The following is an 11,917-nucleotide window of genomic DNA, read 5'->3' as shown; positions in this document are numbered from 1 at the left end:
AGGTGGCATGAGGGGTTGCGATGCGGCAGGTGATCGTGGGGATAGTGCTGGGGCTGGGATTGGTATTGGCAGCAGTTATCGGCGTCGTATGGAGTGGGAGGCTCAACGTGTCAGCTGACGAACCGCACTCATATCCTGTGCTTCGTTTTATTACCTGGGCCCGTGAGCGCTCCATCGCAAAGCATGCTGCCGACATCGGCCTGCCTGAGGATTTGTCGGACCATGAGCGCATACGGCGTGGTGCCGGTAACTATGATGCGATGTGTGTGGAGTGTCACCTTCGACCGGGGATGGCATCCAGTGAAATCCGCCGGGGTTTATCCCCCCGGCCTCCGGAGTTGGGCTCGCTTGCTCAGGTCGCAACTGGTGATTCCGGAGTTCGGCGCCAGTTTTGGATCATCAAACACGGCATCGTGGGATCGGCGATGCCCGCCTGGTCTAAGGGAGGTATTGGTGATGAGTCGATCTGGGATCTCGTGGCGTTCCTCAACGCCTTGCCCACACTCAGCCCCTTCCAGTATCGGCAGCTGGTCTCTGCCAGTGATGGGCACACCCACTCAGGTGCAGATGTGCATCAGCATGCCCCCCTCGCCCCAGAGGATCATGGCCGCCATGAACACCCCCACCCCGACGCTCATCACGCGCATTAGGGCCAATCCAAGGAACGCGAAGATTACAGAAATGTAATCCGTGCGTCAGCCTGTTGTTTGGATGCCACCTCCAGAATTCGTGGACCCTTTTCTCCTCCTGGAGTTGTCCATGAAGCGCCTCTTCGCTACCTCCCTTTTCGCATTGGCGTCGGTCGCCGCATTTAACCCCGCGCTTGCAGCTGAGCATGGCGATCACGGGATGATGCATTCCCAAGGTACGGGACAAACCCTGGCTGACGCCACGGTGAAGAAGGTCGACCAGGCCGCAGGAAAGATTACTTTGTCTCATGGCCCGCTACCCAACGGTATGCCGGCGATGACCATGTCGTTCCGTCTGAAAGATCCATCCTGGGCCAATAAGGTGAAAGAAGGGCAAAAAGTCCGCTTCGCCTCAGCTCAGATCGATGGCGCCATGACAGTTACTCGGCTGGAACCTGCTAACTGATGTTCTCGCTTTGCCCGGCGATTCAAGGAAGAAAAATGAAAACCACTGTTCGTCCCCTGGCTCTGGCTGTACTGGTGAGTTTCTGGTGGACTGCCGCCCAGGCAGAAACCCAGCCGCCGGGGGCTAGTGTTGATAGCCTGTTGGCCATCGCGAAGGAACAGAACCCTGAATACGCCGGGTTCCGCTATGAGGCGGAGGCTGCGACAGAGCGGGTGGTGCCGGCAGGGGCCCTGCCGGATCCCAAGCTGAGGACCGAGCTTCGGGATATCACCCGGATGGGGGAGCAAAATGCCACGCTTGCGCCGACCCGGGTTGGCAGTACCCGGTACCTCCTGATGCAGGATGTCCCCTGGTTCGGTAAGCGCGATCTGAAGCGGGAAATTGCCGAGCTTGAGGCACAAGGAGCCCAAGGGCGTGCGCTCGGTAGCTGGACGGAAATATCGACTAAGGTCAAAACGCTATACGCCCAGTTGTACTACCTCAGCCGCAACGAGCGACTGACTCGGGAAATCTTGGATTTGATGGTTCGTCTGGAGAAAGTAGCCCAGGTTCGTTATGCCGGAGGACTTGCGGCCCAGCAGGATGTCGTCCGGGCTCAGGTCGAACAGACGGGCATGCGCAACGAACTGGTAGCGCTGGCTAGTGAACGCCGCCAGCTTCAAGCTCGCCTCAACGCCCTACTTGGCCGTCCAGCCATCGCTCCGCTGGCCGAGCCGGAGGCCCTGCGCAAGCTTCCCGCACCAGCCAAGCTCGAATACGCCGCCCTGGAAGATCGGGTACGGGGGAGAAATCCTTTGCTCTACGCCGCGAATTCACAGGTTCAGGCGGCCGAAAAAACCCGAGAGTTAACCTACAAGAACCGCTACCCGGACTTCACCTTGGGGGTGTCTCCCATCCAATATCAGAACGCGGTCAAGGAATGGGAGGTCATGGTCGAACTCAACATCCCCCTGCAGCAATCCTCCCGACGTGCCCAGGAGCGAGAGGCAGAAGCCATGCTGACCGCGGCCAAGCTGAAACGGGACGCCACTGCCAACCAGGTGCTGGCCGACTTGGTTGAAAACCTATCGGGTATCGACGCAGCCCGCCAAACGGAAACCCTGGTCAACGACAGCCTGTTGCCGCAAGCCCAGCTGACCTATCAAGCCGCACTTGCCGGCTACGAGACAGGGAAAGTCGATTTCGCCACGCTCCTCGACGCACAGCGTCAGATTCGCGTGGCGAAACAGAATCAGATCAAGGCCCAGGCTGACGGCCAAGTCCGCCTGGCAGAAATCGAGCGTCTTTTGGGAGAGGGGTTATGAAGCAAGGGGGCAAGCTGGCCGCCGGCGTGCTTACTGTTGCCGTATTGGCTGCTGCGACAGGCTATTGGGTTGGTGCACGCAACATGACTGGCCACGAAATCACCGCCGTCGGCCAAGCCGGGGGGGCTGCCGGAGAATCCAAATCACGCAAGGTCCTCTATTACCGCAATCCCATGGGGCTGCCAGATACCTCGCCTGTGCCGAAAAAAGACCCCATGGGGATGGACTACATCCCGGTCTATGAAGGTGAGCAGGATGAGGAACCCTCCGGTGCCAACCAGATACGGATCAGTACGGAGAAGATCCAGAAGCTAGGCGTGCGCACTGAACCGGCGACATTGCGCACCCTGGAACGCTTGATCCGGGCGGCCGGACGCATCGAGCCGGATGAGCGGCGTCTTTATGCCATAACCCCAAAATTCGAAGGTTATGTCGAGCGCCTCCATGTCAGCACGACGGGGCAGCCCGTCGCCAAAGGCCAGCCCCTGTTCGAGGTCTACAGCCCTGAGCTCGTCTCTGCACAACGGGAATACGCCATTGCCGCACAAGGTGTCCAGGCACTGAAGGAGGCAAGTGCGGAGACGCAGGCTGGGATGAAACAGCTGGCGGAATCGAGCTTGCTGCGCCTTCACAACTGGGATGTCTCGGAAGAGCAGATCAAGGCCCTGACCAAATCCGGCGAGGTTCGACGGACGCTTACTTTTCGTGCGCCAGTCAGCGGAATCGTGACGGAAAAGAAAGCTGTGCAAGGCATGCGTTTCATGCCGGGCGAGGCTCTCTATCAGGTCGCCGATCTGTCGTCGGTCTGGGTCGTAGCCGACGTGTTCGAGCAGGATATCGGACAAATCACGCAAGGTGCAAAAGCGAAGGTCCGGATTAATTCCTATCCGGACAAAACCTTCGAAGGCTCCATTACCTACGTTTATCCCACTCTCAAGGCGGAAACCCGCACAGTACCGGTACGGATCGAGTTGCCCAACCCGGGCATCTTGCTCAAGCCCGGCATGTTCGCGCAGGTTGAATTGCCGGCTGCTGGCAACTCAGCCAAAACAGCGGTGGTGACAGTCCCACTCTCTGCCGTGATCGACAGTGGTGTGCGCCAGATCGTCCTGGTTGAAGCCAAGGAAGGGCGTTTTGAACCACGCGAGGTCAAGCTTGGCAATCGTGGTAACGATTTTGTCGAGGTTCGCGAAGGCGTGAAGGAAGGGGAACGCGTTGTCGTTGCCGCCAACTTCCTGATCGATGCAGAAAGCAACCTGAAGGCGGCGGTCGGCAACTTCAGTCACGCGGGCCATGGCGATGCAGGCAAATCCCAAGGTGCTTCATCAACGGGCCATCACGCTACGGGCACCGTCGAAGAGATCGATATGAAGGCTGGAACGGCCAGTGTTAGCCACGGTCCGGTCGAGTCGCTCAAGTGGCCAGCCATGACCATGGAGTTCAAAGTGGCCAATGACGCTCTGCTCCAAACGCTACGTCCTGGCGCAAACATCACCTTCGAGTTTGTCGAGCGAGGGCCAGGCGAATGGGTCATCACCTCAGCCAAGCCGGCAGGCAGCAATACGGTTGGAGCTGCTCCCGCCTCTGCCCATCGCGGCCACTGACGGGAATCCGCCATGCTCGCCAAAATCATCGACTGGTCCGGGCGGAACCGTTTCCTGGTTCTACTCGCGGCGCTCTTCATCGTCATCGCAGGCATTGTTGCCGTCCTGCGCACGCCCCTGGATGCCTTGCCTGATCTATCGGACGTCCAGGTCATCGTCTACACGGAGTATCCAGGCCAGGCGCCACAGGTGGTAGAGGACCAGGTCACCTATCCCCTGACGACAGCCATGCTGTCGGTACCGAAGTCCAAGGTGGTGCGGGGCTTCTCCTTCTTTGGCGCCTCCTTTGTCTACATCATTTTCGAGGACGGCACCGATATCTACTGGGCCCGATCCCGGGTGCTCGAGTACCTGAATTTCGCCTCAGGCCGCATGCCCAAGGGAGTCACACCACAGATTGGTCCCGATGCTACGGGGGTAGGCTGGGTCTACCAGTACGCCCTGCTGGCTAAGGACAAGAATCTGGCTGAATTGCGTACCCTGCAAGACTGGTACGTCCGCTACCAACTCACCAAAGCGCACGGTGTGGCCGAGGTGGCCTCCATTGGCGGCTTTGTACAGACCTACCAGGTCACCGTGGATCCGGTGAAATTACGCGCCTATGGCATTCCCCTGGCCAAGGTGACCCAGGTCATTCGCGACTCGAATCGTGACGTCGGCGGACGTGTCGTTGAAATGGCCGAGACCGAGTACATGGTCCGTGGCAAAGGCTACCTGCGCGGTGCCAGTGACATTGAGAACCTTGTCGTCAAAAGCGATAAGGGCACCCCCGTCTTGATTCGGGATATCGCTCGGGTTGAACTGGCCCCGGACGAGCGGCGCGGCCTGACCGAACTCAACGGTGAAGGCGAAGTAGTGTCTGGGATCGCCATGGCGCGCTACGGCCAGAATGCTCTGGAGGTGATCCACAACCTCAAGGAGAAAATCGGTGAAATCTCCTCTGGGTTGCCCGACGGCGTCAGCATCCAGACGGTCTACGACCGCTCCGACCTTATCCATCGCGCCATCGAGACCCTGAAGCACACTCTGCTTGAGGAAAGCCTGATCGTCGCACTGGTATGCATAGTTTTCCTGTTGCACGTCCGCAGTGCCCTGGTGGCCATCCTGATGCTCCCGGTGGGCGTGCTGATTGCCTTCATCGCCATGCGCCTGCTGGGCATGAATTCCAACCTGATGAGCCTGGGGGGGATCGCCATCGCTATCGGTGCCATGGTCGATGCGGCCATCGTCATGATCGAGAACGCGCACAAGCACCTGGAGCGCCTCAAGGAAGGGGAGTCACGCACCGAGGCGATGATTTCGGCATGCAAGGAAGTGGGCCCCGCCTTGTTCTTCTCGCTGCTGATCATCACTGTCTCATTCCTGCCGGTGTTCACCCTGGAATCCCAGGAGGGTCGGCTGTTCTCGCCGCTGGCCTATACCAAGACCTTCGCCATGGCCGGCGCGGCCTTCCTCTCGGTCACCCTGGTGCCTGTCCTGATGATGCTGTTCATCCGTGGGCGGATCATGCCGGAGGCCAAGAATCCGGTGAACCGCTTCCTGATCTGGCTGTACCGGCCGATCATCGCCGGGGTGATGCAGTGGAAGAAAACCACCATCGCTGTGGCTGTAGGAATCCTGGCATTGTCGATCTATCCGGCGTCCCGCCTGGGCTCTGAGTTCATGCCGACCTTAAATGAGGGCTCGCTCCTTTATATGCCGGCCTCCCTGCCGGGGATGTCGATCACAAAAGCCGCCGAGTTGCTGCAGACTCAGAACAAGCTTATCAAGAGCTTCCCTGAAGTCGAATCGGTCTACGGCAAGGCTGGACGGGCAAGTACCGCCACTGATCCGGCGCCGACGGAGATGTTCGAGACCGTGATCAACCTGAAGCCGGAATCGGAATGGCGTAAGGGCATGACCACCGACAAGCTCATCGCGGAAATGGACAAAGCGCTCCAATTCCCCGGCGTCTCCAACGCCTGGACCATGCCGATCAAAGCGCGGATCGATATGCTGTCCACCGGTATCCGCACACCCATTGGCATCAAGGTGTTCGGTAAAGATCTTGCCGAGATGGAGCGTCTGGCTAAGGAAATCGAGGCAGTAGTAAAGACGGTCCCGGGGACTAGCTCCGCGTTTGCCGAGCGGATCACCGGTGGGTACTACCTGAACATCGAACCGGACCGGGAGCAACTGGCCCGTTACGGCCTCGGTGTCGGTGAATTGCAGGACGTGATCGGCACTGCGCTTGGTGGGGAAATGGTCACCACGACGGTTGAAGGCCGGGAGCGTTTCGGGGTGAATGTTCGCTACCCGCGGGAATTACGCTCCGATCCTCAGCAGATCGCCCGGGAAGTGCTGGTGCCAACACCGGATGGCGCCATGGTGCCGTTGGGGCAACTGGCGCGAGTCGAAGTTGCCCAGGGCGCCCCCGGTATTCGGACTGAGAATGCCCTGCTTTCCGCTTACATCTACGTAGATATTCGGGACCGGGATATCGGTCGCTATGTGGCGGAAGCCAGGCGTGTCGTCAATGAACAGGTCAAGTTTCCCGCTGGCTACTACGCGACCTGGAGCGGCCAATTTGAATCCATGGAGCGCGCCATCGAGAAGATGAAGATCGTGGTGCCGGTCACTCTCTTGATCATATTCCTGCTCCTCTACCTCAACTTCAAACGCCTCACCGAAACCCTAATCGTCATGCTGTCTGTGCCCTTCGCCTTAGTTGGCGGAGTCTGGCTGATGTGGCTGCTTGGCTACAACCTGTCAGTGGCTGTTGCCGTGGGCTTCATCGCCCTGGCGGGGGTTGCCGCTGAAACCGGTGTGGTGATGCTGATTTACCTGGACCACGCCTGGGAAGGGATCAAGGAGCGGAGCCGTCTGGCTGGCCGCACGCCAAGTGTTGCCGATCTCTACGAGGCTGTTATGGAAGGTGCCGTGGAGCGGGTCCGCCCTAAGATGATGACGGTCGTCGCCATCATGGCAGGCTTGCTCCCGATCATGTGGAGCACCGGCACGGGGTCCGAGGTCATGAGCCGCATTGCAGCCCCCATGGTTGGGGGGATGATTTCTTCCACTGTACTGACCCTGGCCGTCATTCCGGCGCTGTATGCCCTCATTAAGCAGTGGCGCTTGAATCGAGGTATTGAGCAATGACACAGCAGCAACATTCCTCCCACCGGCTACGCTGCTTCGGGCTCGGCCTTATCCTGATGTCGATGCTGGGACAAGGTGCCTGGGCTCAGTCGTACGCCGTGCCCAAACCTAGTCCGGGGTTGATGCCGAACCCCGGAGTGGGGAAAGGACTTTATGGAAAATTCTGCGCCAGTTGCCATGGCGTCGATTTGCAGGGGTCCGCTAAGGGCCCACCGTTCCTGCACAAAATCTACGAGCCCGCGCACCACAGCGACGCAGCGTTCCAACTGGCGGCGAAGAATGGCGTCCGTGCCCATCACTGGGCATTTGGTGACATGGCGCCGATTCCTCTAGTTTCTCCTGATGAGGTGGCCCATATCACCGCCTATGTTCGCGTGGAGCAACGCAAGGTAGGTATCCAGTAAGGAGCAGTCATGAGCGCAGACCATGTACACCACGAGGGGCATCATCATTCACCCCTTCCGTCGAAAGCGGTGATTGATCCGGTTTGCGGCATGACGGTGAAGCCGGAATCGCCTCATGAGTCCTGGTTGGACGGCACGTTGCACCGCTTTTGCAGCAGCAAGTGCAAGGACAAGTTCGATGCGGACCCCGGGCATTATCTCCACCCGATGCCAGATGTGGCGGTAGAGAATCTTCCGGCAGGAACCGAGTACGTCTGCCCGATGCACCCGGAGGTCCGCCAGCCTGGACCGGGCACTTGCCCGAAGTGCGGTATGACCTTAGAGCCAGTCCTTCCCAACCTTGAGGCAGGAGAAGACAACGCCGAATACCATGACTTCCGTCGGCGCTTTTGGGCCACCTTGCCTCTAACCATCATCGTGGTGGTGCTCGCCATGGCCGGGCACCGCCTCGAAATGCTCCCGGTCACCCTAAGGACCTGGGCAGAACTGATCCTCAGTCTCCCCATCGTCCTGTGGGCAGGTAGCCCATTCTTCGTCCGTGGTTGGCAGTCCGTTATTCAGCGCAGCCCGAACATGTGGACCTTGATTGGCCTGGGTACCGGCGCCGCCTTCCTCTACAGCGTGGTGGCCACCTTTGCTCCGGGCATTTTCCCAGAATCATTCCGTGCTCATGGCCGGATTGGCGTTTATTTCGAAGCAGCCGCGGTGATCATCTCCCTCACCCTGCTGGGCCAAATGCTGGAATTGCGGGCTCGCTCGCAGACCTCTGCGGCCATCAAGTCCTTGCTCGGCCTCGCGCCGAAGACGGCGCGGCGGATCAATTCTGATGGCGGAGAAGAAGACATCCCACTCACGCATGTTCATGTTGGGGATCTCCTGCGTATCCGTCCAGGGGAGAAGGTGCCGGTGGATGGGGTAGTTACCGAAGGCTCCAGCGCCATCGACGAATCGATGCTGACAGGGGAGCCTCTGCCCGTCACCAAACGCCCAGGGGACAAGGTTATCGGCGCCACCATCAACACCTCGGGCAGCCTAGTGATGCGCTCGGAAAAAATCGGCGCCCAAACCATGCTGGCCCAGATCGTCCAGATGGTCGCCCAGGCCCAGCGTTCCAAGGCTCCCATGCAGCGCCTGGCCGACGTGGTGGCGGGCTACTTTGTTGTTGTGGTGGTACTGATCGCCCTAGCGAGCTTCTTGGCCTGGGGGTTGTTGGGCGGTCCGCAGGGCTGGGTGTTCGGCCTGATCAACGGGGTGGCCGTGCTGATCATTGCCTGCCCCTGCGCCTTGGGATTGGCCACTCCTATGTCGATCATGGTATCCACGGGAAAAGCCGCCACCCAGGGGGTACTGTTTCGTGACGCCGCCGCCATCGAGCGTCTGCGTGACATCGACACCCTGATCGTGGACAAGACCGGCACCCTGACCGAAGGGCGCCCTGCCTTCCAGACCGCCATCCCAGTCCCGGGCATCGACCGGGATGATGTGCTCCGCCTTGCTGCCAGCCTGGATCAAGGTAGTGAGCATCCCCTGGCTGATGCCATCGTGCGAGCGGCACGAGAGCAGGGGCTCGTCCTCGACAAGGTCGAGGGATTCGAATCCGCGTCGGGAATCGGCGTCCGGGGGGTGGTCGCCGGCAAGCGCTTGGCACTGGGGAATGGTGCCTTGATGGCACAGGACGGCGTGGTGGTCGAATCGTTGCGGGACGAGGCGGAAGCCCTTCGGCGCTCGGGTGCGAGCGTCATGCACCTGGCCGCCGACGGTGCGCTGATGGGGCTGCTTGCCGTTGCCGACCCGGTCAAGTCCAGCACGCCGGAGGCGCTGGCCGTCTTGCGCCAGAGCGGCCTGCGGGTCGTCATGGCAACGGGAGACGGCCTTACCACTGCCCGCGCCGTTGGCGATCAATTGGGCATTGACGAGGTTCACGGCGAAGTGAAGCCTGCAGACAAGCTGGCGCTGGTTGAGCGCCTCCAGGCAGAGGGCCGAGTGGTGGCGATGGCCGGTGATGGCATCAACGACGCTCCGGCCTTGGCCAAGGCTGATGTTGGGATTGCAATGGGAACCGGGACAGATGTGGCGATGAACAGCGCCCAGGTCACCCTGGTGAAGGGGGATTTGCGCGGCATCGCTCGTGCACGCCAACTGTCGGCGGCGACAGTGCGCAACATGCGACAAAACCTGGCATTCGCCTTTCTCTATAACGCGCTGGGGGTGCCTATCGCGGCTGGCATTCTGTTCCCCTCATTTGGTTTGGTGCTTTCTCCCATCATCGCCGCGGCTGCGATGAGCCTTTCTTCGGTGAGCGTCGTGGGAAACGCGTTACGTCTGCGAGGTGTCTGATTATTTCGGTACCCGAACGGTACCGAATCCGGCTGACAGAAATGTAATCGTTGCGTCATGTTTGTGGCGGTCAGACGGAACCATGCTTCGTGGGTCTGCCCCTCTTTTTATAGAAGGTCAGAGCTCAACTTACCTTAGGAGATCTGTCATGAAACTGTCTGCCACTCTTGCTACTGCTACCTTTCTTGCTACCTCCGCCATCGCCTTGGGAGCACACGCCGCCGAAGGCGACAAACCCATGGGAACCGACGCGCCCATGATGTCCCCAGACAAGGGAATGGACATGAAGCACCACTCCCATGTCGAAGATAAGACGGGTGTGCCGCAGAAGCCGGTCGCCAAACCTGGGGAGCAAAAACGCAAGATGCCGGCGAAAGACAAGCACTACCACCCGCGCGACGGCAAGTAATGCCTCGAGAGGGGGCTCGGTATAGCGAAGCCCCCTCGCCTAATGCAGGCGGCCTCCCGCGTTTATATACCAGGAGTATTCATGTCCGGTGAACCCGAGTCTCAGCCCAATGGCGATCAGGAGCGCGGCCATCGGGGGGTCGTATGGGTCTGGTGGGCCTTTGCGGCTATTGCTGCCTTTTACCTATTTACGGAACACCGCGCCCATCTTTTCGGCATCTTGCCCTATCTGCTCTTTCTGGCCTGTCCGCTGATGCACTTCTTCATGCATCGCCACCATGGACACCACCCACAAGACTCTCAGAGATCGAAGAGAGGCAATCATGAGCACTGATACGGGAGACTATGGCTTGTGGGCCCTAGTGGCATTGAATTCGGCGTTTTTCATCCTTTTTGCCGCCAGCTTCTTTAAGCCACGCACGAGCCAGGATTGGCGCACGTTTAGCTTGTTTTCGGCCTTTATCGTGGCGCTCTTTACCGAGATGTACGGTTTCCCGCTGACCATCTATCTGCTGTCAGGTTGGCTGTCCAAGCACTTTCCAGGCATCGATCCATTTTCACATGATGCCGGTCACCTTCTCGAACTGATGTTTGGGTGGAAGTCCAACCCTCACTGGGGACCTTTCCATCTCCTGTCGACAATTTTTATCTTCGGTGGATTCTGGCTACTCGCTAAGGCCTGGCCAGTGCTTTACAGCGCACAGCGTCACCATCGCATGGCCAATCAGGGCCCCTATGCCCGGGTTCGGCACCCTCAATATTTGGCTTTTATTATCATTATGGTGGGTTTTCTCTTGCAATGGCCTACCCTTCTGACACTCATCCTGTTCCCGATTCTGGTCATCACATATACGCGGTTGGCGAAAAAGGAAGAGCATGAAGCGTTGAAAGAATTCGGAGAGGAATATAGGAGTTACATGCAATCCACTCCAGCTTGGTTTCCAAGAAAAGGGGCGTCTCCTCCTGTCGGAATGCAATAAATAAAGATAAAACAATGGGCCTCGTTGGGGCCCATTGTTTTATACAGGATTAGTTTTTTAAACCCCTTAGCCGCCTTGGTAGGCAGGGTTTTCAGCCACATAGACCGTAACGCTCTCTGCGCCAGAGATGATTTTTGAAAGCGGGAAGACTTGAAGTCCAAGCGTGTCGAAGAACCAGGTCACAGATTTCTCGCCGACCCTGATTTCAACCGTCTCCAAGCGGGTTGCATTCAGGTATTTCGTGTCATCCGTGACAGTCACAACTCGGTTTGCAGGTGCGGAAACGGAGTAGCCCTCGGGTTGTTGCTGGTTCGCCGGGGCTTGGGCGCTCTGCTCGCCGACATGAGATAGCCAATGGAATGTACCAGCCTCAGAGCTATCTTCATGAGCAAGAGCATTGGTAGTGCCCCCAATGGCGAAGATGGCAGCAACCAAATATTTTGTAGTCTGAGTTTTCATGGGGATCTCCATATGAAGTAAGCGTGTGTATGTGAAATGGAATCAACTTGTCACGCACAAATCATAGAAACCGGAGCCCCACAAAAATATTGCTTAAAAATTACAGTTTGGAAAAAAAACAATTGAATCCTAACAGTGGTGTAAGGATCGGCTTAAACATTCCGTCTTGGCGCAGAGTTGAAAATGAC

Annotated in this window: 10 protein-coding genes and 1 pseudogene; 10 read left to right on the top strand and 1 reads right to left on the bottom strand. The window is 58.6% G+C overall.

The window, feature by feature from the left end; translation table 11 throughout:
* Positions 1-20: 20 nt before the first annotated feature.
* The 10 genes and pseudogenes from LWW89_RS17555 to LWW89_RS10560 all read left to right on the top strand — a co-directional run.
* Positions 21-485: pseudogene (locus LWW89_RS17555) on the top strand (cytochrome c); the annotation flags it as partial.
* A gap of 274 nt (positions 486-759) precedes the next feature.
* Positions 760-1,095 carry a copper-binding protein gene (locus LWW89_RS10600; RefSeq protein WP_054620182.1) on the top strand — a complete coding sequence of 112 codons (336 nt, stop codon included), beginning with the start codon at positions 760-762 and terminating at the stop codon, positions 1,093-1,095.
* A 35-nt stretch (positions 1,096-1,130) separates the two neighbouring features.
* Entirely contained in the window at positions 1,131-2,399 is a 1,269-nt protein-coding gene (locus LWW89_RS10595; protein WP_293263955.1) for a TolC family protein, read from the top strand.
* Complete coding sequence (locus LWW89_RS10590) at positions 2,396-4,003, top strand: efflux RND transporter periplasmic adaptor subunit (RefSeq protein ID WP_293263954.1); 1,608 nt, start codon at positions 2,396-2,398, stop codon at positions 4,001-4,003. Before LWW89_RS10595 ends, LWW89_RS10590 begins: the two co-directional genes overlap by 4 nt.
* 12 nt (positions 4,004-4,015) lie before the next feature.
* Entirely contained in the window at positions 4,016-7,141 is a 3,126-nt protein-coding gene (locus tag LWW89_RS10585; protein ID WP_293263953.1) for an efflux RND transporter permease subunit, read from the top strand.
* Positions 7,138-7,545, top strand: coding sequence for a cytochrome c (locus tag LWW89_RS10580; protein ID WP_293263952.1), 408 nt, complete (start codon positions 7,138-7,140; stop codon positions 7,543-7,545). Before LWW89_RS10585 ends, LWW89_RS10580 begins: the two co-directional genes overlap by 4 nt.
* A gap of 9 nt (positions 7,546-7,554) precedes the next feature.
* Positions 7,555-9,882, top strand: a complete 2,328-nt coding sequence (locus tag LWW89_RS10575) for a heavy metal translocating P-type ATPase (protein WP_293263951.1) — start codon at positions 7,555-7,557, stop codon at positions 9,880-9,882.
* Between the two features lie 148 nt (positions 9,883-10,030).
* Positions 10,031-10,291 carry a hypothetical protein gene (locus LWW89_RS10570; protein ID WP_293263950.1) on the top strand — a complete coding sequence of 87 codons (261 nt, stop codon included), beginning with the start codon at positions 10,031-10,033 and terminating at the stop codon, positions 10,289-10,291.
* A gap of 81 nt (positions 10,292-10,372) precedes the next feature.
* Positions 10,373-10,624, top strand: coding sequence for a DUF2933 domain-containing protein (locus LWW89_RS10565; protein WP_293263949.1), 252 nt, complete (start codon positions 10,373-10,375; stop codon positions 10,622-10,624).
* Positions 10,614-11,270, top strand: coding sequence for an isoprenylcysteine carboxylmethyltransferase family protein (locus LWW89_RS10560; RefSeq protein WP_293263948.1), 657 nt, complete (start codon positions 10,614-10,616; stop codon positions 11,268-11,270). Before LWW89_RS10565 ends, LWW89_RS10560 begins: the two co-directional genes overlap by 11 nt.
* 66 nt (positions 11,271-11,336) lie before the next feature.
* On the opposite strand, the gene LWW89_RS10555 is transcribed toward LWW89_RS10560, so the two are convergent.
* Entirely contained in the window at positions 11,337-11,729 is a 393-nt protein-coding gene (locus LWW89_RS10555) for a CzcE family metal-binding protein (RefSeq protein ID WP_293263947.1), read from the bottom strand.
* Positions 11,730-11,917: the final 188 nt, after the last annotated feature.

The sequence above is a fragment of the Oryzomicrobium sp. genome, from assembly GCF_021287045.1.
In the GTDB taxonomy this organism is placed as follows: Bacteria; Pseudomonadota; Gammaproteobacteria; order Burkholderiales; family Rhodocyclaceae; genus Oryzomicrobium.
The sequence above is the reverse complement of the archived record's forward strand: the minus strand, read 5'-3'. Positions and strand labels throughout refer to the sequence as shown.